The following is a 23,260-nucleotide window of genomic DNA, read 5'->3' as shown; positions in this document are numbered from 1 at the left end:
ACTCACCGACCCGACACCTCGCGCATCCTCCACCAAGCGCACCGAAGGACAGACAACTGGTCGTGTGGGTGCTGTCCGCCGGTCATCGCCGCGACGTCTATCGAAACCTGTGAGCCAGGCGTAGGCGAGGGCGCACACCCCCAACAGGGTGGCGCCCTCGCCGAGTTCGTAGGCGGCGACTACCCCTTCTTCTTCACGGTCTTGACGTCACCCTTTCCGCAGGCCACCCCGTCCTTGTTCGGGTCGAGCCGCAGTGGGTCGTCCTTGCCGTTGACCTTCAGGCGGCCGTAGTCGTTCTGCTGGAGCCATGAACAGCGGGCCGCGGTGGTCGACTTGACCTCGGACGGGAACACCGTCGGGACGCAGACGTTGATCGTGCCGTAGTGCCGGTCGCAGCCGGAGATGGTCGTGCTGACCTTCTGCGAGGCGCGCTTCTTGGCGGGCTCGGTGACCGTGCCCTCCAGGGAGTCCGCGAAGGAGTGGACGTGGGCGGAGGCGTCGGAGGCGGTCAGTGCCGAAGGGCCTTGCAGATGGACCCACTTGGCCACCGACGGGACGCCGTTGGCGTCGACCGCGAAGAGCATGTACCAGCCGGGCGGTGCCAGGTTGGGGTTGCTCGTCACGTTCAGGTCCACGGTGTTGCCGTTCACCGACAGCGGCAGGTCCACGAACCGCTGGTTCGGGTCCGAGGAGTGGGTGACCGCCGCCGGGCGGATCAACTCCGCCTTGGCGATGGGCCGGTCGACGGTGATCGTCTGGGTGTCGCCGTACTCCCACTCGTTGTCGATGACCGAAGTGATCGTCGGCCGCGTGCCCTTGAGGAGATACGGCGGGGTGTAGATCGACACGTTGTGGTTCCAGGTGCCGTTGCCCGGGTTGTCACCGGTCGACATCACCCGGCCGTCCGGCAGCAGGAACGACGACGAGTGGTAGCCGCGCGCCTCCGGGTCGGCGGCCACCGGGTCGAACGTCGTGGTCGCCGGGTCGAAGATCGACGCCTCGAACACCGGGTTCGCGCGGTTGTGCAGCCCACCGCCCGTCTCCAGCACCGTGCCGTCCGGCAGGATCACCGCGGACACATACATCTTGCCCTGAGCGCCGGTCTCGGCCACCTGACCGTTCCCCAAGTCGACTGTCCCCTGCGGGATCTGGGGGCCGACCGTGTACGTCGGGTTGGCGGCCTTGAGGTCGATGATGTCGGTCAGCCGGTTCGCGTCCGGGTTGGAGTCGATGTTGCCGCCGCCGATGGTGAGGACCTTCTGGTCCTGCGCCGGAGGCAGCAACACGCTTGCCGACTGGTCGCGTTGGTCCTTGTTCTGGAGCCCGGAGACCGAAGTGATCGTGTTCGCGCCGTAGTCGTAGATCGCCGAGCCCGTGCCCGGGATGTTGTTCCCGAAGACGTGGCTGCCCGTGTAGAAGAGCCGGCCGTCCTGCATCAGGACCATCGACGGGTACAGCCCCCAGTACGACCACGTCTGGTTGACCTGCGACAACGGCAGCCACTGCTGCTGGGCGTCCGACCAGTACTCGGCGGTCACCGAACCCGTCGAGTCCTCGCGCAGCCCGCCGAAGGAGATGACGTCACCGTTGCCGAGCTCGGTCGCCGACGGGTACCAGTGACCGTCGTTGAGGTCGTTCGTCTTGCTGTAGGTCTCGGTCGCCGGGTCGAAGATGTACGAGTCCTTGTACCCCTCGTACCCGTGCCCGCCCGCGACCGGGAACGCCTTGTTGCCGCTCAGCACCAGCACCCGGCCGTCCTGCAACTGGATGTGCCCCGAGCAGAACATGTCCTTCGGCGTCGGGATCACCTTGTACGTCCCGGCGACCGGGTCGTACACCGCGCTCGTGAACGTCCCCGCGTCGAACTGCTCCTCGCTGTTCCCGGAGCCCGCGATCAGCAGCACCTTGCCGTTGTTGAGGACGACGGAGTGCATCGAGCGCACCGGGTTCTGGGTCGGGAGCACGTCCCAACGCCCGTTCGCGCACTGCTCAGCGGTCGCCGTGCAGGTCGCGGGCGGAAGCGTGTCCGGGACCTGGTCCATCGTGTAGTCGTCGGTGGTCGCGGACCCGGTGCCGTACACCGAGACACCCCAGGTGATCCGGTCGGTACCGGCGGGCACTTCGGGTGTGCGGACCGTGGCCTGGGTCCAACTCCCCTGCATCTCCAGGGTCTTGAGATCGGACCAGTACTGCCAGCCGGCCGTCGCGTCATGCCGGAACAGCGTGATGTTCGCGTCCGGCGTGGTCGTCTTGTACCAGAGCCCGAGGTCGTACTGCTTGCCCGCCGTCACCACCGGCGCGCAGGTCGTCGACTCGGTGATCAGCGCCTTGCGGTCACCGTCCACCCGCCGCGTCACGGAGACCTTCATCGCCTTCGAACCCGAGTGGGCATCCGAAGTCGTAGTGAAATCAAAGTCGTTGTCGCCCCACCCGGACTTCTCCCAGCAGTACGGCATCCCGTCACTGCCCGCCGTCTCGAAGCCCGGGTTGACGACGAGGTTCGCGGCCTCGGCGGACTGCGGCGAGGTGAGCAGCAGTCCGGCGGTCAGGGCGCCCACCCCGGCGAAGGCGGTTCTTCTGCGGTACTTGTTCACACGGCTCTCCTCGGTGCTGTACGGCTCTCCTTGCGGCTCCCTTTGCGACTCGGGAGGTAGACCAACGCCTCTGTGCCCACGAAGCGCAGGACGAAGGTGGTGATGAGCGCCAGCGCGGTCGCCGACAGCGCGCCCATGCCGAACTTGTGGATGAACAGCGCGATCAGCGGGATCCGCAGCACCAGATCGGCGTTGGCGAGCAGCGCGAACCGGCCCGCCCGGTCCCACCAGTTGCGGTGCCGGCGCCGGTCGCGGAACAGCAGGTGCTCGATGAGGTAGAAGTTCCAGGCCACGCCCAGCTGGTTGGCGAGGATCTCGGCGGGGACGTAGTGCATGCCCGTCTTGGTGAGCGCCCACAGGCCGACCAGGTTCGGCAGGAAGCCGGTGGCGCCGATCAGGCCGAACACCACCATGCGCGCGACCGGGGAGGCCGTACGCAGTCCGAGGAGGTGGCGCAGGAAGCGAAAGCCTTCCTGCGCCGTCGACTTGGACTCGCCGGCGAACCGGTCCTGGAAGACGAACGGCACCTCGGTGACCTCGCGCGGACGGCTGCGTACGGCGAGTTCGAGCAGGATCTTGTAGCCGAGGGGCTTGAGCGCCTCCGCCGTCACCGCGCTGCGCCGGATCGCGAAGAAACCGCTCATCGGGTCGCTGATGCCGCGGAGTTTGCGCGGGAAGAGCGTCTTGGTCAGCCAGGTCGCCCCGCGCGAGACGGCGATGCGGTATCCGCCGGCGAGTCCCTCGCGGCTGCCGCCCTTGATGTACCGGGAGGCGACGACGAGCCCGGCGTTCGCGCGCTCGCCGGTGCCGACCAACTCCGGTACCAGGGACGGCGGATGCTGGAGATCGCCGTCCATGACGACGATCCAGTCCGACGTCGCCGCCTTGATCCCCTCGACGACCGCGCCGCCGAGCCCGCCGACCGGCTCCTCCCGGTGCAGCACGGTGACCGGGAACGGGCAGTCCTGCGCCGCCTCGGAGATCACCTCGGGGGTGTCGTCGGTGGAGTCGTCGACGAAGACGACCTCGCAGGGCAGGCGGGTGGGCACCGACTCGGTGATGCGGTGCAGCAACTCCCGTACATTTGCCGACTCGTTGAAGGTCGGTACGACGATGGTGACGGCACCGGGCTCGGCGATCTCCGCGCCGCGTACAGCCGGATCGCCCAACTCCCCGGGGACCATGGACTCTTGGCTCATCACTGGGCTCCCACGGTCTCGGACTGGATCTGCCGGATCTCGATGCGGTCGTCGCCGGTGCCGAAGGTGGCGACCGGGGTGGAGTGCTCGATCGCCGCCTTGACGTTGGGCAGGTCGACCGCGTCGCGCCGTACCGTCGGGGAGGCCACGACGTAGTCGATGTCCTTCCAGCCGTGCGGCATCGTCTTGGTGACGGCGGGGTCGAGGTCGGCCTTGTAGAACCAGATGACCCCGAGTCCGGGCCGGTACCCGGCGTGCACCAGGTCCAGCCAGAGCGCGTCGTCGACGAGGACGCGGGTGTCCTTCGGGTCGGCGACCTCGGTGGACAGCCACTTCGAGGCGGCCCGGTAGGGGGCGTTGGCGTCGGTGGTCATGGCGGTGCGGTCGCCGTCGTACCACTTCGGTACGACATAGGCGCCGGCGGCGATCGCCAGGACCACGGCGAGCGTGTACCGGCCCCCGGTGACGTACCGTCTCTCCCCCTCGCGCCGCCATCTGCGCAGCACCGCGTGGGCGACGGAGGCGGTGCCCCCGGCCAGCACGAGCGCGAGGAAGGGCAGCGCGCCGATGATGTACATCGCGGGCAGGTAGCCATTGGGGCGCATCGAGACCAGGGCGAGGATCGCCACGGTCATGGCCGGTCCGGCGAGCGAGCGGGCGGTGACCGACCAGCGCCAGGTGACCAGCAGGAGCAGCGCCCCGGCGAGACCGCCCAGCGGCAGGACGCGGTCGTAGTACAGCCAGGAGTGGAGGACGCCGTAGGAGCCCGTGCCCTGGTCGAGGATGAAGCCCGAACCCGGTCTCGTCATCTGGTACTTGAGGCCGTCCCACAGGGAGACGTGGCCGCTGCCCGGCAGCAACTCGCCCTTGAGCAGGGCGAAGAGGGGGTACGCGAAGCCGATCAGGACGCAGGCGGTGATGGCTCCGGTGAGCGCGAACTTGCGGGTGTCGCGGTGTCCGTGGCGCCACATGGTGAGCAGCAGCGCCGGAAGGATGACGAGCATCGTCTCCTTGGTGAGGACAGACGCGGCGCCGGCCAGACCTGCTCCAAAGTGGTGCCAGAGATGGCGACTTGGGGACGCGGCCAGGCAGAACGCGAGCAGCATCCACATCACGGCGATGTTGTCGAGGAAGATCTCCCGCTGGAGGATCACGGACAGCGGGGACAGCCCGAAGAGCACCATGCCGAGTCCGGCCGCCCAGCGCGGGAGCGAGAGCCGGCGGGCGAGGACGTAGACGAGGATCGCGCTGATCGCGCTGATGACCAGCATCGCGATGCGCATGGTGCCGACGGTCATCGAGCCGGGGCTGAAGTGCGCGGGGATCCAGGTGAGCAGGGCGATCTGGATCCAGCCGAGCGGCGGGTGGTCGTACCAGTAGGTGTAGTGGGCCAGCCCGGTGCCCTGTTGGACGGCCCAGGCCTGGGCGAGGTAGGTGCCCTCGTCGTCGCTGAGCGTCGGGTAGTCGGCGATGTTCCAGCCCTGCACGACGAGGATCGCCACGAGGAGGAGACCGCAGAGGAGGAGGTCGGAGCGGGAGGAACGGAGTCTGCCCGGGGGCTCTGTTCGACCCGCCGAACCGGTTTCAGGCGCAGGCTGCCGCTGCGCGGGGACCGTGGTGGCCACCGCGGGAAGTGTGGAAGTCACGCAGGAACGTCCTCTCGGATCACTGCGGTTTCGGTGAGGTGCGCGCCGACGTGGGAGGTCAACTCCCAGTCGTTCCGGCCGCGTTGCTCACGCCAGACGGCGCGGATCGCGGCTCCGGCGAGCAGGACCTGGTAGAAGGGGCCGCCGACGACGAGCTTCAGATAGTGGACGGCGCGGACGCGGAGTCCGTACTGCTTGCCGAAGTCGTGCAGTCCGACGATCTCGAAGACGAAGGTGACGGCGGCGGTGACCAGCGGCAGGAAGGTGAGGAAGGCGATGCCGACCGGCACGTCCAGGAAGAGCGCGACCGCCGCGTTGAGCGGGATGATGACCCCGGAGAAGGCCTGGAGGAACGGCGTCATCAGCGTGTAGCGGGCGAGCAACCGCTGCCCGAATCCCGGGAGTTGCTTCCAGTCCTTCTTCCGGTAGACCTGAAGGAAGCCCTGGTTCCAGCGGGTTCGCTGCTTCAGCAACGACATCAGCGAGCCGGGGGTCTCCTCCCGGGTCACCATGTCGGAGTCGTAGGCGACGACGACCTTCTTGCCGACACTGGACAGCCGCACGCCCAGGTCGCAGTCCTCGGCAAGGCAGTTGGGGTCCCAGCCGTCGGCCTCGCGCAGGACGTCGGTCCGCACGAAGACGGTGTTGCCGCCCAGCGGGATGAACCCCTTCTGCGCGTGCAGGTGCAGCCGGGACCGGAACCAGAAGAAGTACTCCAGGCAGTTGCGCAGGCTGTACCAGCTGGAGTTGAAGTTGATGAGCTGGACGCCCCCTTGGACGACGTCCGCTCCCGTCGTGCGGAACGCGTGGTCGACGTGGGCGAGCAGCGCCGGATGGACCTGGTCCTCGGCGTCGAAGACCCCGACGACATCGCCGCGGCAGTGCGGCAGCGCCGTGTTCATGGCCTTCGGTTTGTTCTTCTTCTCGTGCGTGTCGACGACGACCCGCACGCGCGGGTCGCGCTCGGCGGCACTGTTGGCCACCGCCGCGGTCTCGGGGTCGTCGTGCCCCACGATCACGATGATCTCGAAGTCGGTGTGCGTGGACTCCAGCAGCCGCTGGATGGTGTGGTCGAGCACGGCCTGTTCGTGCCGGGCCGGCAGCAGCAGGGAGAACGAGACGTGCTCGTCCCCGTCCGGGCTGCTGAATCGGGTGGAGGCGAGCACTTCGGGCGTACGCCACGCGTGCATCTGCCACCACAGGGTGAAGGCGGCCATCCAGAACAAGGCCAGCGAAACGACAGCGATGAAGACAGACGTCAGCAAGACAGATCCCCCCAGATCCCAATACCCCCTGGCGCGACGGGGAGTTACATCCGTCGCGTCACGGGGCCGAGACTATGGGTGATCTGTGAAGTGGACAGGTGATTTCAGTGAAGAGCGTGTTTCATCACAATGAGGCTCCCCCGTGAGCATTTCTCGCACTGGTCTCGTTTGAGACGGTTACGACTATGACATTTCACCTGTTCAGCGCGGTGCGCAGCCGCTCGGGGTCGGTCGTCGGAGCGTCACAGGTAAAGTTACGGCAAACGTACGCGGCCGGTCCACCGTCGACCAAGGGCCGGTCGGCGAGCAACGGCAACTCGTCACTCCCCGCAACCCCGAAGGCGACCACGGCCCCGGGCGCGGTACCCAGAAGTGCCGTACGGTGCAAGGCTTTTGCGCCTTCGTCGATGAGGGACGCTCCTACGACGGCCACCTCGCGCGGCCCGTCGAGATGGGCCTCGGCGACCGCGAGCCCCCACCCGATGAACCGCGGCACGCGCGGCCCGAGTGCCTTCACGACCCCCAACGCCCGCTCGGCGGCGGTGCGATGGGGCTCGGCACCGGTCTGCGCGGCATAGCTCAGCAGCGCACCGGCGGCGGCCGTCCACCCGGACGGGGTGGCGTTGTCGGTCGGATCCTGCGGCCGCCGGATCAGCTGCTCGGCGTCGACGGCGGTGTCGTACAGCGCCCCCGATTCATCGACGAATCCGGCGAGCACGTGGTCGAGCAGGAACCCGGCGAACTCCAGCCAGACCCCCTCCCCCGTCACCGACGCCAGCGCGAGGAAGCCCTCCGCGACATCGGCGTAGTCCTCCAACACCCCGGCGTTCGCGCCGACTTGGCCGTCCTTGCTGGTGCGGGCCAGCTTGGCGTGCTCGTCCAGATGCAGGCGTACGAGGAGATCGGCGGCGGAGACGGCGGCCTCGACCAGGTCGGGGCGGTCGAAGTAGGCGCCGGTCTCGGCGAGTGCGGCGATCGCGAGGCCGTTCCAGGCGGCGACCACCTTGTCGTCGCGGCCGGGGGCGGGCCGCTGCGAACGGGCGGCGAGGAGACGGCTCTTGACCGACTCGACCTTCTCGGCGTCGAAGACCCCTTCGGTCTGCGGGAGTTGGAGGACGGACTGCCCTTCCTCGAAGGTCCCGTCGTCGGTCACGCCGAAGTACTGGGCGGCGAGTCCGCCGTCCTTCTCACCCAGAACCCCGGTGAGCTGCTCGGGCGTCCAGACGTAGTAGGCGCCCTCGACGTGCTTGCCGGTCCCGTCGTCGCTGTCGGCGTCGAGGGCGGAGGCGAACCCGCCCTCGTTCGTGCGCAGTTCACGCACGATGAAGTCGGCGGTCTCGACGGCCACGCGCCGGGCGAGTTCGGAGCCGGTACTGCGCCACAGGTGCGCATACACACGACACAGCAAGGCGTTGTCGTAGAGCATCTTCTCGAAGTGCGGGACGATCCACTCGCGGTCGACGGAGTAACGGGCGAAGCCGCCCGCGAGCTGGTCGTAGACGCCGCCGCGTGCCATGCGCTCGCAGGTGTCCCGGGCCATCTCCAGGGCGCCCTCGGAGCCGGTGCGGGCGTGGTGGCGGAGCAGGAACTCCAGTGCCATGGACGGCGGGAACTTGGGCGCGCCGCCGAATCCGCCGCGCTGCGGGTCGTACTCCCGCGTGAGCCCGAGGAGCGCGCCGGACAGCTCCTCCTCGCCGGGGGCCTCGGTGCTGCCGTAGTCGATCTCGCGCTGGGAGAGGTCCCGCGTGATCTTCCCGGCGACCTCGGCGACCTCGTCCCGCCGGTCGGTCCAGGCGCTGCGCACACCTTCGAGGACCTGGCGGAAGGAGGGCATGCCGTGGCGGGGCGCGGGCGGGAAGTACGTGCCGAAGTAGAAGGGCTCGGCGTCCGGCGTGAGGAAGACGGTCATCGGCCAGCCGCCCTGGCCGGTGGCCGCCTGCACGGCCTCCATGTAGACGGCGTCGACGTCGGGGCGTTCCTCCCGGTCGACCTTGACGCTGACGAAGTGCTCGTTGAGGTAGTCGGCGGTGAGCTGGTCCTCGAAGGACTCGTGGGCCATGACATGGCACCAGTGACAGCTGCTGTACCCGACGCTGAGCAGCACCGGCCGGTTCGTCCTCCGCGCCTCGTCGAAGGCCTCGGCCGACCAGGGCCACCAGTCGACGGGGTTGTCGGCGTGCTGGAGCAGATAGGGGGAGGTCTCATGGGCCAGTCGGTTCGGCATGCCCCCATCGTGCCCGACCGGAGCCGATGACCGCGGGACCGCCTCCCGCTCCCGTACGGCCGGCGGATGATCGTCGCCCTCTCGCGCTCCCGCCTCCGCCGAAGGACACTCATAGGCCAAGGAGTTGCCGCCGGAGGGGGACGTGTCATGCGGGACGGCCATCGGAGCGATGCCGAGCGGCTGTTGGCTCGGGCCGTGGAGGAGGAGGTGCGGCGCTCCGGCGGGCGCACGGACGGGCAGGTGCTGCTGACGCGGTCCCGGGCCGCTCTGGACGCCATGGCCCAGACGGCGGCCGAGGAGTACGCGGCCTATACGGGGGCTCTCGACGAGGCGTCGGCGGGGCAGCTCACCTTCGGGCAGCGGTATGCGCAGGAGGGCGGCCGAACTCCCTTGCTGGTGGCGGGTGTTGGCGCAGTCGCCGCCGTGGTGGCCGACCTCGCCCTCGGCACCGGTACCGGCGCCGCGTTCGGCGCCGGCGTGACCGTCGGCGTCGTGGGCGCGGCGGCCACCGTCGTGAAGGTGACCGCCTCGCATCTGCCGGCCGCGCATCACCGCGCCGGTGCCGTGAGCCAGCCCGGCGGCCCCGAGCAGCTGCGGTTGCAGTGGCTGACGGCGCTGGAGGTACGGGGCATCCGGCCGTTCCTGGACCAGCAGCGGGTGCTCGCCGCGTCCACCGGGCCGACGCGGAAGCCGGGGCCGCGGTTGCGCGGCGCGGACAAGAGCGCGGCGGCCCGCAGGCGGAGTGTGCTGGAGCAGTCCTTCGGTCAACTTCCGGACGCGGTGGGCGCGTTCGCCGGTCGGCGGGTGGAGCTGGCCCGCATTCGGCAGCTGGTACAGGCGGCCCGTGCGAGTACGGAGACCCGGCCGACCGTGGTCGTCCTGCACGGCGCGCCGGGCTCGGGGCGCACCAGCCTCGCGGTGCGGGCCGCGCACGATCTGCGGGACCACTTCCGCGGCGCCTGCGTGGTGGATCTGCGCGGCGACAGCCCGGGCGAGCCGCCGCTGCCCACCCGCGACGCCCTGCTGCACCTGCTGAACCGGCTCGGCGCGCCCCGCGAGCAACTGCTGTTCCGCGAGCGCTCCTCCCCCGACCAACAGGTCAAGCGGCTGGGCGAGTTGTACCACCAGCACCTGACCGGCCTGCCGGTGACGATCGTCCTGGACGACGCCTCCGACGTCGCGCAGGTGGCGACCCTGATCCCGGAGCGCTCGGACAGCCTGGTCGTGGTCACCGCCCGCAAGCCCCTCGACCTGCCCGCCGAACTGGCCGCCTGGGTCCACCAGTTGCCGGTGGAGTCGCTGGACGCGGCGGGCGCGGAGGAGCTGCTGGGCGCGGCGGCGCAGGACGGTTCGGAGCCCTACGACGCCGAATCCGCCGACCGGATCAGGGAGTTGTGCGGCGGGCTGCCGCTGGCGCTGCGGATCGCGGGCTCGTCCCTCGGCCCGCGCTCACCGCGCCGGCTGGCCACGGATCTCGCCGCGTACGGCCCGGTTGAACCGGTCGAGCGGGCCCTGTGGCTGCGCTACACCGACCAGTCGGACCAGGCCCGCAGGCTGCTGCGCCGACTGGCGCTGGCCGGCCGGGCCTCGCTGGGCGCGGCGGCCGCGGCCGCCCTGCTGGCCACCGACCAGACGGAGGCCACCCGCCAACTGGAGGCCCTGTCCCGGGCGGGCCTCATCGACCACGTCCGCGGCACCCGCTACCGCCTGCACGACCTGGTCCGCGCCTTCGCCCAGGCCCGCCTCCTCGACGAGGAGGAGTCCTCGGAACGTACGGCCGCGCAGGAGCGGTTGATCGTGAACTACGGCGAACTGGCCGACTCCGTACTGCGGTTGGTCGACGGCAACATGTCGACGCGCTCGGACCGGTTCGGCCCGCACGGCTTCACCTCGCTCGACGAGGCGCTGCGCTGGCTGGACGACGAGTCGAGCTTCATCACCTCGACGCTGCGGCACGCGGAGGGCGTCGACCAGGGCGCCGTACTGAATCTGCTGGGCGCGCTGTGCGACTACTGCCTGCTGCGCGGCGACCTCTACCGCCTGGGCGAGATCAGCGAGTTGGCGCAGGCCGTCGACCAGGGGCTGCTGGTCCGCTCGGTGCAGTGGCGCACCGGTATCGCGGCCCGGCAGCTCGGCGAACTCGACAAGGCGCGCACCACCCTCACCTCCGTCGTCGACCTCTACATGGAGGCCCATCACGACGCGGGCGCCGCGCGCGCCCTGTGCTCGCTCGGCATCACCCTCCACCACCAGGGCAACCTCACCGAGGCGGCGGCGAAACTCCGCGAGGCCCTCGACCTCCAGGCCCCGCCCCAACTGGCCACGGACCGCGCCTGGACGATGCACGCCCTGGCCGCCGTCGAACGCGACCGCGGCCGACTCCCCGAGGCCATGCGGCTGTTGACCGACTCCCTGGTCCTGCACCGCGCCGGCGAGTCCGTCCACGGCGAGGCCTGGGCCCACTTCCAGCTCGGCCAACTCGGCCTGCGCATGGGCGACATCCCGCGCGCCGAGTCCGAACTCACCACGGCCCTCGGCCTCTACCGCCGCACCCGCGACGCCCGCGGCGAGGCCTGGGCCCTGACCCAGCTGGCCCGCGCCCGACTCGTCGCCGGCGACCCGTCCCCGGCGGTCGACGGCCTGCGCCAGGCGGCCGCCCGGCACCGCGACAACGAGGACGCGCGCGGCGAGGCCTGGACCGTCTACTACCTCGGCCAGGCCCTGGAGGAGACCGGCAACCTGGACCTCGCGGTGCGCGAACTGGAACGCTCCCGCACGATGTTCTCCCGCATGCGCGACGTCTACGGCCTGGCCTGCGCCCGGCACCACTCCGCACGCGTGACCCGCGACCAGCGCGCGGCCCAGACGGGCTCGCTGCGCAACTCCGGGTTCGCCCGCCAGCTCCTGGTCGACGCCCGCGCCGACTTCCAGCGCATCGGCGTCGCCCACGGCGAGGCCTGGACCTGCCTGGAGCTCGCGGTCGTCGACGCGGGCAACGCCCGTACCCAACAGGCACTGACGCTGTGCGACGAGGCGGTGGGCCTGTTCACCTCGTACGGCGACCACCGCGGCGAGGACTGGGCCCGCTTCCTGCGCTCCACGCTCCTGCCGTACGCGGCCCCCGGCGGGGTCGAGGTCGGCACGGCGGTCGCCCAGGAGGAACTGGCCCAGCTGTCCCGCACCGGCCACCCGCACCGCGACGAGAAACTCGACGACTACGTGGAGGCGTACCAGCTGCTGCTGGAGCGGGGCGTGAACCTGGAGGCGGGCTGGCAGGCTTGGCGGCTGGGCATGGTGCCGAGCCGGCATGCGCGGGAGGTGATGGGGGTGACGGTGTCCGGCACCCCCTGACCTCCCCGCACCGGCCGGGTCAGCCCTGCTTGGCCTTGGAATCGGCCGGGGCGGCCCCGGACTCGGACTCGGCCCTCGACTCGGCGGCCGACTCGGCCTTCGGGTCCGCGCCCTCCTTGAAGTCGACCTTGTTCATCTGCTTGCTCATGGACTTCATCAGTCCCCAGACGGCCAGGGCCATCACCGCGAACACGATGAAGCCGAGGACGCCGGGGGTGACCTTGTTCTCGTCGACCTCGGCGAGGGGGACCAGGTGCGTCATTGCCAGGGCTGCGCTTGAGCTCATGTCAGGCATTGTCGCGGATGCCCGCAAAGAGGTCGTCCTCGGGGAGGGAGGTATCGACGAGGGACTTCGCGAGCTCGTACTCCTCGGTCGGCCAGACCTCCTTCTGGATCTCCATCGGGACCCGGAACCAGCCGCCGTCGGGGTCGATCTGCGTGGCGTGCGCGAGCAGCGCCTTGTCGCGGATCTCGAAGAACTCGGAGCACGGGATGTGCGTGGTGAGCGTGCGCTCGGTGTGCCCCGACTCGTTCCACCGCTTGAGCCACTCCTCGTACGGCGACTCCATGCCGCGCGCCAGCAGCGCCTTGTGCAGGGCCTCGGTGCGCTGACGGTTGAAGCCCTGGTTGTAGTACAGCTTCTGCGGCTGGTACGCCGGGCCGTACTCCGACTCCGGGTACTTCTCGGTGTCCGCCGCGCCCTCGAACGCCACCATCGAGATCTTGTGGGTCATGATGTGGTCGGGGTGCGGATAACCGCCGTTCTCGTCATAGGTGGTGATCACCTGCGGGCGGAACGAGCGGATCTGCTTCACCAGCTCGCCGGCCGCCTTGTCGACGTCCTCCAGCGCGAAGCAGCCCTCGGGCAGCGGCGGCAGCGGGTCGCCCTCGGGCAGCCCCGAGTCGACGAAACCGAGCCACTCCTGCTTGATGCCGAGGATCTCGCGGGCCTCGTCCATCTCCTTCTTGCGCACCTCGTGGATGTGCTCCTCGATGTACGTGTCGCCCTGGAGCTTCGGGTTGAGGATGGAGCCGCGCTCCCCGCCCGTGCAGGTCACGACCAGCACGTCCACCCCCTCGGACACGTACTTCGCCATGGTGGCCGCGCCCTTGCTCGACTCGTCGTCGGGGTGCGCGTGGACGGCCATCAGTCGCAGCTGGTCAGTCAAGACTCAATCCTCAGTAAGTCGGCGCCCCGGTGTCCTGGGGTGCGATCGGCGCTTCTATAGTGACCGAATCCGGGGGCGAATAATTCCGGGGGCCGGTTTGAAGGGCCCCTTGCCGAAAGGACGATCATGAGTACGGCGAGTACGCGACTGCCCGAGGGCCGCTACGGCCGCTCGTCGGACGAGCGTGCCGACCACAAGCTCAGGATCGCCGGTGCCGTCCTCGCGGCGATGCTGCTCGCCCTCGTCGGGTACTTCGCCTACCACTACGTCATCGAGGCCAAGATCAGCGCCGAGGTGATCACCTTCCAGGCCTCGGGCAACGAGGTCAAGGTGCATCTCGAGGTCCACAAGGACTCCGGGACCACGGGCTACTGCACCCTGCGCTCCCAGGCCGCCGACCAGTCCGAGGTGGGCCGCGCCGACTTCCACTTCGGCGGCTCCGCGACCCGCATCGACAGGGTCGTCACCCTGCGCACCACGGCCAGGGGCACCACGGCCGAGCTGCTGGGCTGCCACTCCGACTGACGTCACCCTCGTTACGTAGGCGCTGACCAGCGTTGACGTATGTCTGACGGCTTATGTCCTCCCCCTGACGCCGTTGAATTGTTAGGCTCGTGGTTTCGCCCTTCCATGAAGGAACATTCTTCTGGGTAGGGCGATGCTTTGTATTCCCAGTACCTACGAGGAGCACCTGTGACCCAGACCAGCGAAGACGTCACCTGGCTCACGCAGGAGGCGTACACCAAGCTCAAGGACGAGCTGGAGTACCTGTCTGGTCCCGCGCGCGCCGAGATCACCGTGAAGATCGCGGCCGCTCGCGAGGAGGGCGACCTGCGCGAGAACGGCGGGTACCACGCGGCCAAGGAGGAGCAGGGCAAGCAGGAGCTCCGCATCCGCCAGCTGACCCAGCTTCTGGAGAAGGCCAAGGTCGGCGAGGCTCCGACGTCGACGGACGGCGCGGTCGCGCCCGGCATGGTCGTCACGATCGCCTTCGACGGCGACAAGGACGACACCACGACCTTCCTGCTCGCCTCGCGCGAGTACGCGAGCGCCGACATCGAGACCTACTCGCCGCAGTCCCCGCTGGGCTCCGGCGTGCTCGGCCACAAGGTCGGCGAGGAAGCGCAGTACGAGCTGCCCAACGGCAAGAAGGCCTCGGTGACGATCCTCAAGGCCGAGCCGTACAACGGCTGACCTGAGGCATCTGGCTTCGGCCTCCTTGGGCTTCTTTGGGATATCGGCTTTCGGCTTTTGGCTTTCGGCGAACCCCCGGCGACCTTGCGGCGCCGGGGGTTTCGTCATGCTCGGGCCGGCGCCTCGCGTGCCTCGTCAGGCCGTCGCCGAGCGGTACTTCCGCACCGCCAGCGTCCGGAACACGACGATGATCAGCAGCGAGTAGATCAGTGAGGCCCACACCGGGTGCACCATGGGCCAGGCGTCCGAGGGCGACTGTCCCGGGTTAGCGAAGAGCACCCGGCAGGCCTGCACGGTGGCGCTGAACGGGTTCCACTCGGCGATGTGGCGCAGCCACGGGGTCATGTTGCTGGTGTCCACGAACGCGTTCGAGATGAACGTCACCGGGAAGAGCCAGATCAGCCCGCCGGAGGTGGCCGCCTCGGGTGTACGGACGCTGAGCCCGATCAGGGCGCCGATCCAGGTGAACGCGTACCCGAGCAGAAGCAGCAGCCCGAAAGCACCGAGGACCTTCCCGGCGTTGGTGTCCCCGTCCGAGCCGACCCGCCAGCCGACCAGCAGGGCGACTATCGCGAGGACCAGCAACGTCAGCGCGGTCTGCACGAGGTCCGCGAGCGTCCGCCCGGTCAGCACCGCACCGCGCGCCATGGGCAGCGAACGGAACCGGTCGATGAGGCCCTTGTGCATGTCGTCGGCGATGCCCGCACCGGAACTGGCGGTGGCGAACGTGACGGTCTGCGCGAAGATGCCTGCCATCAGGAAGTTCTTGTAGTCGGTGGCGCTGGTGCTGCCGCCGATCTGCATGGAACCGCCGAAGACGTAGGTGAACAGCACCACGAACATGATGGGTTGGATCAGCCCGAAAATCACCATTTCGGGAATCCGGGACATTCTGATCAAGTTCCGCTTGGCGACGACCAGTGAGTCGTGCACGGACTGGCCCAGCGCGCTGCTCGGCGCCGCGATCGGCGCGGCATCGGTGACGGCACTCACTTCGCGGCCTCCTTCTTGTGCTTGCGGTCCTTGGGGTCCTGGCCGGCGTCCGTGCCGTTCTCCTCGGCCTTCTCCTCGGCCAGGTGGCCCGTCAGGGACAGGAACACGTCGTCGAGGGTGGGGCGGCGCAGGCCGATGTCGTCGATCTCGATGCCGCGGGAGTCGAGCTCGCGAATGACCTCGGCGAGGAGCTTCGCGCCGCCGGTGACGGGCACGGTGAGCTTGCGGGTGTGCTCCTCGACGGTGGTCTCGCCCTTGCCGAAGCCGAGGAGGACCTCAGAGGCGATCTGGATGTGGTCGCGCTCGTGCACGACGACCTCGACGCGCTCGCCGCCGGTGCGGGCCTTGAGCTGATCGGAGGTGCCGCGGGCGATCACGCGGCCGTGGTCGACCACCGCGATGTCGTGCGCGAGATGGTCGGCCTCCTCCAGATACTGGGTGGTCAACAGCAGTGTCGTGCCGCCGGAGACGAGCTGCTTGATGACCTCCCACAGCATCTGGCGGTTGCGGGGGTCGAGGCCGGTGGTCGGCTCGTCCATGAACATCACGGGCGGGGAGACGACGAGTGCCGCCGCCAGGTCGAGCCGGCGGCGCATACCTCCGGAGTAGGTCTTGGCCGTACGGTCGGCAGCGTCCGCGAGGTTGAACTGGTCGAGCAGCTGGTCGGCCCGGGCCTTCGCGTCCTTGGCCTTCATCTGGTAGAGCTGGCCGACCATTTGGAGGTTCTCCCGGCCGGTCAGGTACTCGTCGACCGCGGCGAACTGGCCGGAGAGGCCGATGGAGCGCCGCACCTCGTTCGGCTGCTTGAGCACGTCGAGGCCGGCGACGACCAGCTTGCCGCTGTCGGGGCGCAGCAGCGTGGTCAGACAGCGGACGGCGGTCGTCTTGCCCGCGCCGTTGGGCCCGAGCAGGCCCAGCACGGTGCCCTCGGGGACATCGAGGTCGACGCCGTCCAGAGCTTTCACATCGCCGAAGGTTTTCACCAGGCCTTCGGCATAGATGGCGCCTGGCATATCAGTCTCCACGTCGTCGGGGATTCTTCGAAAAGCCTAGATTTGCGCATGTTGTTGCGCCTCCCGTTTTTCACAGGAAGGGCGACACGAGACACACCATAACGCGATGTATCGCGTCCCTCAACGGATTTCTCGAACGAGTGACAGGACAGGTGACGGGGGGAGCGGCGGACTGCCTCTGACCTCAGTCGATGACCGTGTAGCCCGCGTCGCGCAAGGCTTGGCCGACCTCGGCGCAGTGCACCGGCCCCTTCGTCTCCAGATGCAGCTCGACCTCCGCCTCCGTGAGTCCGAGCCGCGGATCGGTCCGGACGTGGCTCACATCCAGGACGTTAGCGTCGACCACTGACAACACCCCGAGAAGCGTCGCGAGGGCCCCCGGCCGGTCCGTCAGCCGCAGCGTCACGGCCAGGTAGCGGCCCTGCGCGGACATGCCGTGGCGCAGGATGCGGTTGAGCAGCAGCGGGTCCACGTTCCCGCCGGACAGCAGCGCGACGACCGGTCCCTCGAAGCCCCGCGGATCGCTCAGCAGCGCCGCGACCGGACTGGCACCGGCCGGCTCGACGACCAGCTTGGCCCGCTCCAGGCACAGCAGCAGCGCGGCGGACAGCTCGTCCTCGCTGACCGTGCGGACCTCGTCCACCAGCTCGGCGACGATCCCGAACGGCACCTCACCGGGGCAGCCGACCTTGATGCCGTCGGCCATCGTCGCCGGGTTCTTGATCGACACCGGGCGCCCGGCCGCCAGCGAGGGCGGGAACGCGGCCGCGCCCGCCGCCTGGACGCCCACGATCCGTACGTCGGGCCGCAGCGCCTTCACGGCGACCGCGACACCGGCCGCGAGCCCGCCGCCGCCGATCCCGACGACGATCGTGCGCACCTCGGGGCACTGGTCCAGGATCTCCAGGCCGACCGTGCCCTGGCCCGCGATGATGTCCGGGTGGTCGAAGGGGTGGATGAACACCGCGCCCGTCTCATGGGCGTACTCCTGCGCGGCGGCCAGCGTCTCGTCGACCACGTGGCCGTGCAGGCGCACCTCCGCCCCGTACTCCTTGGTGGCGCTGATCTTCGGCAGGGGCGCGCCCTTGGGCATGAACACCGTGGAGCGCACGCCCAGGAGCGCGGAGGCGAGGGCGACGCCCTGGGCGTGGTTGCCGGCGCTCGCGGCGACGACACCGGCGGCACGCTCCTCGGGGAGCAGTCCTGCGATACGGACGTAGGCGCCGCGCAGCTTGAAGGAACCCGTCCGCTGGAGGTTCTCGCACTTGAAGTGCACCGGCGAGCCGACGAGCTGGGTCAGATGCCTGCTGCCCTCCATCGCGGTCACCCGCGCCACGCCCATGAGCATCTTCTGGGCGCCGCGCACATCGTCGAGGGTGACGGGTCGCAAGGAGTCAGCCGTGCTGTAGCTCATGACTCAAGCATCGCAGTTCACAGGCGCACGCCACGGTTGTGACCAAGCTCCGAGACTGGTTTGCGCAGCCCCGGTACGGCCTGCCTTCCGGCCGCGTACTCTGTCCCCCAATCCAGCACCCCCTTCATGAAGCGAGCCCCCGGCCATGCCCACAACACCTGAAATGTCGATGGACATGACGACCGTCGGTGAACCCGGTCTCCTCGACGCGCTGCAGCACGAGGTGGCGGTGTTCGCGCGCCGTGCCGAACAGACCCGGCTCGGCGGAGTCGGCCAGGTGCGCAACTCCATGGACCGCGCCGCGTATCTGCTGCTCAACCGCCTGGACAAGGAAGGTCCGATGGGCGTCAAGGCGCTCGCCGCGAGCATGGGGATCGACTCCTCGACGGTCACCCGGCAGGTGGCCCCGCTCGTCGACACCGGGCTCGTGAAGCGCACCTCGCACCCCGAGGACGGCCGCGCGGTGGTGCTTCAGCTGTCCCCGCGCGGACAGTCGCGGCTGGAGGAAGTGCGGTCGTCCCGGCGTCAGTTGATGGACGAGCTGACACACGACTGGGCGCCGGAGGAGCGCGAGGCGTTCTGCACGCTCCTCACACGCTTCAACAGCGCCCTCTCCGCACGGATGGCGGTCCCGGGCGGAGAGACACCGTCGGCTTCTTGAGGACGCGGGTCCCTCAACAGCATGGATCCCTGAAGAGCGCGGGTTCCTGAAGAGCACGGCTTCTTGAAGAGCGCCGGTTCCTGAAAGAACGCGAGCACACGCGCGTGGCGCCCGACTCCCGCCTTTCGTACCGAACTCTTGACCTCGCGACGGCCCTGGCCTCATATGAAACCGGGTCCTTCAGGGGGGAGACGGCGCGGTGCGAGAACGGCAGGCGTCCCAAGGCGCCCGCCGGGCCCGGGAGTTCGAGGCGTTCGTCGCGGGCGCGGCAGGGCGGCTGCTGCATGCCGCCACGCTGCTCACCGCCGAGGCCCCGGACGACAACCCGCGCGCGCGGCGCCTGTTGACGCTGTCCCTGGCACACACGTACGCGTGCTGGGACCGGCTGCGCGGTGAGGACCCGTACGACCGCGCCCGCCAGTACCTGGCCACCCGTTTCGCCCGCGCGGCCTGGCACCAGTACGGCGGTCTCGGCCGGGCCCGCCCCCACCCCGACAGCCCTCTGGGCGCCCTCGTGCCCCAGGAGCGGCTGATCCTCGTCCTCAGGTTGTACGAGGGGGTCGCCGAGGAACAGGCCGCCGCGCTGCTCGGCCTCCCCACGGAACGGGTCCGGACGATCTGCGAGCGGGCGACGGCGACGCTGCTGCACCCGCCGCGCGGTCCGGCACCGAAGGTGGGCGGGGCCAAGGTGGTGCCGTCATGAGGCCGATAGGGCCCATGAGGTCTATGGGGCCTATGAGGCCGTGGGGCGGAGGTACGCGCGCGTGAACAGACCCCAGCGGGAGGCTGCCGTACGGCAGATCATGGAGCGGACTCCGCCGCAGGTGCCGCCGGAGCTGTACGCGGACATCGTGCGGCGCGGCGGCCGCATGCTGCGCCGCAGACGGGCCGCCCGGCGGCTGATGTGGATGCTGCTGTGGGCTGCGCTCGTGGCGTTCACCGTGTGGGCACTGATGGTCCATCCCTGGGTGGAGCCGCCGTCGGAGACGACTCCACCGCTGACGGGTTGGTGAGGACCCGGCTGCCCTGGCCCTGGCGGGCTGGACGGGACCTCTGGCCCGCTGTCGGCCGGCCCAGTGCCGGCCGCGGGTCCTCTAGCCCAGCGCCTGCTGAAGGTCCTCCAGGAGGTCCTGCACGTTCTCGATGCCCACGGAGAGGCGTACGAGGTCGCCGGGGACCTCCAGGGCCGAACCGACCACGGACGCGTGCGTCATGCGTCCCGGGTGCTCGATCAGCGACTCGACGCCGCCCAGGGACTCGCCGAGCGTGAACACCTTGGCGCGGTTGCAGACCTCGACGGCCGCTTCCTCGCCGCCCTCGACCTGGAAGGAGATCATGCCGCCGAAGGCCCGCATCTGCTTGGCGGCGACCTCGTGGCCGGGGTGCTCCGGGAGGCCCGGGTAGAGAACGCGCGTCACGCGTGCGTGCCGGGTGAGCATGTCGGCGATCTTGGTGGCGTTCTCGCTGTGCCGGTCCATGCGCACCGACAGCGTCTTGGCGCCGCGCAGCACCAGCCAGGAGTCGAAGGGCCCGGCGACCGCGCCCATCGCGTTCTGGTGGTAGGCCAGTTCGTCGCCGAGCGCCTCGTCGGCCGCGATCAGCGCGCCGCCGACCACGTCCGAGTGACCGCCCATGTACTTCGTCAGGGAGTGCACGACGACGTCCGCGCCGAGGGCCAGCGGCTGCTGGAGGTACGGCGTCGCGAAGGTGTTGTCGACGACGAGCTTCGCGCCCGCGTCCCGGGCGATCTGCGCGACGACCGCGATGTCGGTGATGCCGAGCAGCGGGTTCGAGGGGGTCTCCACCCAGACGACCTTGGTCTTCGGGGTGATGGCGGCCCGTACCGCCGCCGGGTCGCTGGTGTCGGCGACCGACCACTCGACGCCCCACCGGGAGACGACCTTCGCGAAGAGACGGAAGGTGCCGCCGTACGCGTCGTTCGGGATGACGACGTGGTCGCCGGGGCTGAGCAGCGTACGCAACAGGCAGTCCTCGGCCGCCAGTCCGGACGCGAACGCGAGGCCGCGGCGGCCGCCCTCCAGGGCGGCGAGGTTCTCTTCCAGGGCGGTCCTGGTGGGGTTGGCGCTACGGCTGTACTCGTAGCCGCCGCGCAGACCGCCGACGCCGTCCTGCTTGTAGGTCGAGACCTGGTAGATCGGCGGGACGACCGCGCCGGTCAGGGGATCGGCGGTATTGCCCGCGTGGATCGCGAGGGTCTCGAAGTGCTGACTGATGTGCCTGTCGCTCATGAGCCCCGAGCGTAGTGCGCCTGGGGGGTGGACGACGATCCGGAGGTTTTCCACAGGGTGGTGCGCCGGGGCAGCGGCGGTTTTCCACAGGGTGGTGGGCCGGGTTCGCCAATTGTCGGACGCGTCTGGTTCGCTTGAGGCATGGAGATTCTCTGGGTCCTGATGGCGCTGGTCATGATGGGCTTCGTGCTGGTCCCGTTCCTGCGGCGCAGGCGCGGGGCGATCGAGCAGGTCTCGCCGGGCCACCCGGACGCCGCGGACCCGGCGACCTACGGCTTCGTGCGCGAGGAGGAGCTGGACATCCGCATGCCCGGCCCCGACCAGGACCTGCTGGACGTCCTCGACCTGGTGCAGCGCACGCACGACTACCGCGCGGCGATGCAGCTGCTGGCCGGCACCGAGATCACGGGCGAGCTGCGCTGGCAGCGCGTGCAGGCCTTCGCGGGTGCCGCGTCGCTGGAGCTTCAGCAGCGGCCCGGCGGGGTCAGCGAGACACCGGGCGGGCAGTGGCTGCGGGTGTGGCGGCTCGAGCACCCGAAGGACGCGGGCGGCGCGGCCGTCCACGCGGAGTTCCTGGTGCAGCAGGCGTGGCGTACGGCGACGCGGGGGACGGACGAGTTCCGGATCATCATGGAGGAGGCGCGGGACGCCTGCGGGCAGGCGGCGCTCCTCTCCCCCGGTGACCCGGTGCCGTACATCGTCGAGCTGTCGGTGGCCCGCGGACTGACGTATCCGCAGCCAGAGTTCGAGCTGCTGTGGCTGAAGATCCTGGACCGCGCGCCGGCCCACATGGGGGCGCATCTGGCGGCGCTGCACTACTGGTGCGAGAAGTGGCACGGTTCGCGCGAGCTGGCGAACTCGTTCGCGGAGGCGGCCGCCGCGCGGGCTCCGCAGGGTTCCCTCCTCACGGCGATGCCGCTCTTCGCGGTCTTCGAGCACCTCCCCGAGGTGAACCTGGTCCGCAGCTTCTACCAGAGCGAGGTCGTCGAGAAGGCGATCCACGGCGCGCTCTTCGCCGTCCACGCGGCCCGCCCCGACGACCCGATGCTGGCGCACGTCCGCCATCTCCTGGTCTTCTTCCTGGTCCGCGCGGAGCGTTGGTCCGAGGCGATGAACCAGCTCATACACATCGACGGCCACGTCGGGGCGCTTCCCTGGACCCTGTCCCCGGACCCGGCGGCGGAGTTCGCGGTCTACCGGGCGCTGGCGGTGGCGGGGTACGAGGCGAACGGCGGGAGTCCGGCGAGCCTGCCGCACTGACCGGGCGGAATTCTCGGAGGGTCTCGCCCGTTCAGCGGGTGCGGACCCTCGTTGCGGCCCGATTGGAGATCGTATGTTCCTGCACAGTCGTACGCCCCAACTGCCAACCCCCGAACAGGCTTTGCAGGGCCGGCCCGAGCCGGTGTTCACGGTCCCCGATCGCCATGCCGTTCTCGGCACCCCGCTGCTCGGCCCCTATCCCGGGCACCTGGAGGTCGCCGACTTCGGAATGGGCTGCTTCTGGGGTGCGGAGCGCACGTTCTGGCAGCTGCCGGTCGGTGTGTGGACGACGCTGGTCGGTTACCAGGGCGGCTACACGGAGAACCCCACGTACGAGGAGGTCTGCTCGGGCCTGACCGGCCACACGGAGGCGGTCCGGGTGGTGTACGACCCGAAGCTGATCTCGTACGACAGGCTGCTGAGGACGTTCTGGGAGGCGCACAACCCGACCCAGGGCTTCCGCCAGGGCAACGACGTGGGCACGCAGTACCGTTCGGCGATCCACACCCACACCCCCGACCAGGCAGCCGCGGCGGAAGCGTCCCGCACGGCCTACCAGCGGGTCCTCACGCGGTCGCGCTACGGCACGATCAGCACGGAGATCCTCCCGGCGGAGGGGCGGGTGTTCTATCCGGCCGAGGGGTACCACCAGCAGTACCTCGACAAGAACCCGGCGGGTTACTGCGGGATCGGCGGCACCGGGGTGTCCTGCCCGATCGGCGTGGTGCCGTCCGATGGCTGACGGCTCCGCGCCCACCGCGCAGCAGGCGTTCGCATCGCTGATGCGCGCACGGATAGCTCCCGGTCTGCGCGCACTCGGCTTCAAGGGTTCGGGGCAGACGTACGAACTGCCGCATCTCGAGACCTGGGCGCTCATCGGCTTCCAGAAGGCGGCGCACAAGACGGCGGGGCAGGTCGAGTTCACCCTGAACGTCACCGTGGCCGACAAGGCCGACACCGGCCAGCGCCAGGACCACCCCGGTGACGACGGCCAGGCCGATGACGACGGGCGTCGCGCGGTGCTCGGT

General features: G+C 69.7%; 20 protein-coding genes. 9 read left to right on the top strand and 11 right to left on the bottom strand.

Annotation, left to right across the window (positions count from 1 at the left end; genetic code table 11):
- Window positions 1-179 precede the first annotated feature (179 nt).
- The 5 genes from ACNFOC_RS08850 to ACNFOC_RS08830 form a co-directional block, all read right to left on the bottom strand.
- Complete coding sequence (locus ACNFOC_RS08850) at window positions 180-2,594, bottom strand: galactose oxidase early set domain-containing protein (RefSeq protein WP_416958434.1); 2,415 nt, start codon at window positions 2,592-2,594, stop codon at window positions 180-182.
- Window positions 2,591-3,793 (bottom strand): glycosyltransferase, encoded by a 1,203-nt coding sequence (locus ACNFOC_RS08845; protein ID WP_416958432.1) that lies wholly within the window; start codon window positions 3,791-3,793, stop codon window positions 2,591-2,593. The genes ACNFOC_RS08850 and ACNFOC_RS08845 overlap by 4 nt, the downstream gene beginning before the upstream one ends.
- Complete coding sequence (locus ACNFOC_RS08840) at window positions 3,793-5,439, bottom strand: ArnT family glycosyltransferase (protein WP_416958430.1); 1,647 nt, start codon at window positions 5,437-5,439, stop codon at window positions 3,793-3,795. The genes ACNFOC_RS08845 and ACNFOC_RS08840 overlap by 1 nt, the downstream gene beginning before the upstream one ends.
- Window positions 5,436-6,704, bottom strand: a complete 1,269-nt coding sequence (locus ACNFOC_RS08835) for a glycosyltransferase (protein ID WP_416958428.1) — start codon at window positions 6,702-6,704, stop codon at window positions 5,436-5,438. Before ACNFOC_RS08835 ends, ACNFOC_RS08840 begins: the two co-directional genes overlap by 4 nt.
- Before the next feature lie 193 nt (window positions 6,705-6,897).
- On the bottom strand, window positions 6,898-8,928 hold the full coding sequence (locus ACNFOC_RS08830) for a thioredoxin domain-containing protein (RefSeq protein ID WP_416958426.1): 2,031 nt from the start codon (window positions 8,926-8,928) through the stop codon (window positions 6,898-6,900).
- A 147-nt stretch (window positions 8,929-9,075) separates the two neighbouring features.
- On the opposite strand from ACNFOC_RS08830, the gene ACNFOC_RS08825 reads away from it, so the two are divergent.
- Window positions 9,076-12,279, top strand: coding sequence for a tetratricopeptide repeat protein (locus tag ACNFOC_RS08825; RefSeq protein ID WP_416958425.1), 3,204 nt, complete (start codon window positions 9,076-9,078; stop codon window positions 12,277-12,279).
- A gap of 19 nt (window positions 12,280-12,298) precedes the next feature.
- On the opposite strand, the gene ACNFOC_RS08820 is transcribed toward ACNFOC_RS08825, so the two are convergent.
- Window positions 12,299-12,574, bottom strand: coding sequence for a hypothetical protein (locus tag ACNFOC_RS08820; RefSeq protein ID WP_416958423.1), 276 nt, complete (start codon window positions 12,572-12,574; stop codon window positions 12,299-12,301).
- A complete protein-coding gene (gene mca / locus ACNFOC_RS08815; RefSeq protein WP_416958486.1) occupies window positions 12,567-13,427 on the bottom strand; it encodes a mycothiol conjugate amidase Mca in 861 nt (286 codons plus the stop codon). Before mca ends, ACNFOC_RS08820 begins: the two co-directional genes overlap by 8 nt.
- A gap of 147 nt (window positions 13,428-13,574) precedes the next feature.
- Between mca and ACNFOC_RS08810 the strand changes: the two genes are divergently transcribed.
- Both ACNFOC_RS08810 and greA read left to right on the top strand, forming a co-directional pair.
- Complete coding sequence (locus tag ACNFOC_RS08810; protein ID WP_416958420.1) at window positions 13,575-13,973, top strand: DUF4307 domain-containing protein; 399 nt, start codon at window positions 13,575-13,577, stop codon at window positions 13,971-13,973.
- A 168-nt stretch (window positions 13,974-14,141) separates the two neighbouring features.
- Window positions 14,142-14,642, top strand: coding sequence for a transcription elongation factor GreA (gene greA, locus ACNFOC_RS08805; RefSeq protein WP_416958418.1), 501 nt, complete (start codon window positions 14,142-14,144; stop codon window positions 14,640-14,642).
- 135 nt (window positions 14,643-14,777) lie between these two features.
- On the opposite strand, the gene ACNFOC_RS08800 is transcribed toward greA, so the two are convergent.
- The 3 genes from ACNFOC_RS08800 to ilvA all read right to left on the bottom strand — a co-directional run bounded on the left by ACNFOC_RS08800 (window position 14,778) and on the right by ilvA (window position 18,062).
- Entirely contained in the window at window positions 14,778-15,635 is an 858-nt protein-coding gene (locus ACNFOC_RS08800; RefSeq protein WP_416958416.1) for an ABC transporter permease, read from the bottom strand.
- Window positions 15,632-16,648: an efflux ABC transporter ATPase subunit, DrrA-related gene (locus ACNFOC_RS08795; RefSeq protein ID WP_416958414.1), complete on the bottom strand. Its 1,017-nt coding sequence runs from the start codon at window positions 16,646-16,648 to the stop codon at window positions 15,632-15,634. The genes ACNFOC_RS08800 and ACNFOC_RS08795 overlap by 4 nt, the downstream gene beginning before the upstream one ends.
- Window positions 16,649-16,832: 184 nt before the next feature.
- Window positions 16,833-18,062 carry a threonine ammonia-lyase gene (gene ilvA / locus ACNFOC_RS08790; RefSeq protein ID WP_416958412.1) on the bottom strand — a complete coding sequence of 410 codons (1,230 nt, stop codon included), beginning with the start codon at window positions 18,060-18,062 and terminating at the stop codon, window positions 16,833-16,835.
- 163 nt (window positions 18,063-18,225) lie between these two features.
- Between ilvA and ACNFOC_RS08785 the strand changes: the two genes are divergently transcribed.
- The 3 genes from ACNFOC_RS08785 (at window position 18,226) to ACNFOC_RS08775 (ending at window position 19,736) form a co-directional block, all read left to right on the top strand.
- On the top strand, window positions 18,226-18,723 hold the full coding sequence (locus ACNFOC_RS08785; protein ID WP_416958410.1) for a MarR family winged helix-turn-helix transcriptional regulator: 498 nt from the start codon (window positions 18,226-18,228) through the stop codon (window positions 18,721-18,723).
- A gap of 199 nt (window positions 18,724-18,922) precedes the next feature.
- Window positions 18,923-19,426 carry a sigma factor-like helix-turn-helix DNA-binding protein gene (locus tag ACNFOC_RS08780; RefSeq protein ID WP_384159273.1) on the top strand — a complete coding sequence of 168 codons (504 nt, stop codon included), beginning with the start codon at window positions 18,923-18,925 and terminating at the stop codon, window positions 19,424-19,426.
- A 61-nt stretch (window positions 19,427-19,487) separates the two neighbouring features.
- Entirely contained in the window at window positions 19,488-19,736 is a 249-nt protein-coding gene (locus tag ACNFOC_RS08775; protein WP_416958408.1) for a hypothetical protein, read from the top strand.
- A gap of 81 nt (window positions 19,737-19,817) precedes the next feature.
- Here the strand turns inward: ACNFOC_RS08775 and ACNFOC_RS08770 are convergent, their stop codons facing one another.
- Window positions 19,818-20,972 (bottom strand): cystathionine gamma-synthase, encoded by a 1,155-nt coding sequence (locus ACNFOC_RS08770; protein ID WP_366489460.1) that lies wholly within the window; start codon window positions 20,970-20,972, stop codon window positions 19,818-19,820.
- A 141-nt stretch (window positions 20,973-21,113) separates the two neighbouring features.
- Between ACNFOC_RS08770 and ACNFOC_RS08765 the strand changes: the two genes are divergently transcribed.
- From ACNFOC_RS08765 to ACNFOC_RS08755, 3 genes are all read left to right on the top strand, one after another.
- On the top strand, window positions 21,114-22,232 hold the full coding sequence (locus ACNFOC_RS08765; RefSeq protein ID WP_416958406.1) for a hypothetical protein: 1,119 nt from the start codon (window positions 21,114-21,116) through the stop codon (window positions 22,230-22,232).
- A gap of 73 nt (window positions 22,233-22,305) precedes the next feature.
- Window positions 22,306-22,974 carry a peptide-methionine (S)-S-oxide reductase MsrA gene (gene msrA / locus ACNFOC_RS08760; protein WP_416958404.1) on the top strand — a complete coding sequence of 223 codons (669 nt, stop codon included), beginning with the start codon at window positions 22,306-22,308 and terminating at the stop codon, window positions 22,972-22,974.
- Window positions 22,967-23,260 (top strand): DUF4304 domain-containing protein (locus tag ACNFOC_RS08755; RefSeq protein ID WP_416958402.1); only part of this gene is annotated, 294 nt, incomplete at its 3' end. The genes msrA and ACNFOC_RS08755, both read left to right, overlap by 8 nt.

The sequence above is a fragment of the Streptomyces colwelliae genome, from assembly GCF_048158785.1.
Lineage (GTDB): Bacteria > Actinomycetota > Actinomycetes > Streptomycetales > Streptomycetaceae > Streptomyces.
This window is presented reverse-complemented; position numbering and strand designations above follow the sequence as displayed.

Bases quoted from the DNA above. Each gene is read 5' to 3' on its own strand.
- ACNFOC_RS08820 (WP_416958423.1), bottom strand. From the start codon at position 12,574: ATGCCTGACATGAGCTCAAGCGCAGCCCTGGCAATGACGCACCTGGTC.
- ACNFOC_RS08765 (WP_416958406.1), top strand. From the start codon at position 21,114: ATGGAGATTCTCTGGGTCCTGATGGCGCTGGTCATGATGGGCTTCGTG.
- msrA (WP_416958404.1), top strand. From the start codon at position 22,306: ATGTTCCTGCACAGTCGTACGCCCCAACTGCCAACCCCCGAACAGGCT.
- ACNFOC_RS08845 (WP_416958432.1), bottom strand. From the start codon at position 3,793: ATGAGCCAAGAGTCCATGGTCCCCGGGGAGTTGGGCGATCCGGCTGTA.
- ilvA (WP_416958412.1), bottom strand. From the start codon at position 18,062: ATGAGCTACAGCACGGCTGACTCCTTGCGACCCGTCACCCTCGACGAT.
- ACNFOC_RS08825 (WP_416958425.1), top strand. From the start codon at position 9,076: ATGCGGGACGGCCATCGGAGCGATGCCGAGCGGCTGTTGGCTCGGGCC.
- ACNFOC_RS08810 (WP_416958420.1), top strand. From the start codon at position 13,575: ATGAGTACGGCGAGTACGCGACTGCCCGAGGGCCGCTACGGCCGCTCG.
- ACNFOC_RS08795 (WP_416958414.1), bottom strand. From the start codon at position 16,648: ATGCCAGGCGCCATCTATGCCGAAGGCCTGGTGAAAACCTTCGGCGAT.
- ACNFOC_RS08785 (WP_416958410.1), top strand. From the start codon at position 18,226: ATGTCGATGGACATGACGACCGTCGGTGAACCCGGTCTCCTCGACGCG.
- ACNFOC_RS08770 (WP_366489460.1), bottom strand. From the start codon at position 20,972: ATGAGCGACAGGCACATCAGTCAGCACTTCGAGACCCTCGCGATCCAC.
- mca (WP_416958486.1), bottom strand. From the start codon at position 13,427: ATGGCCGTCCACGCGCACCCCGACGACGAGTCGAGCAAGGGCGCGGCC.
- ACNFOC_RS08830 (WP_416958426.1), bottom strand. From the start codon at position 8,928: ATGCCGAACCGACTGGCCCATGAGACCTCCCCCTATCTGCTCCAGCAC.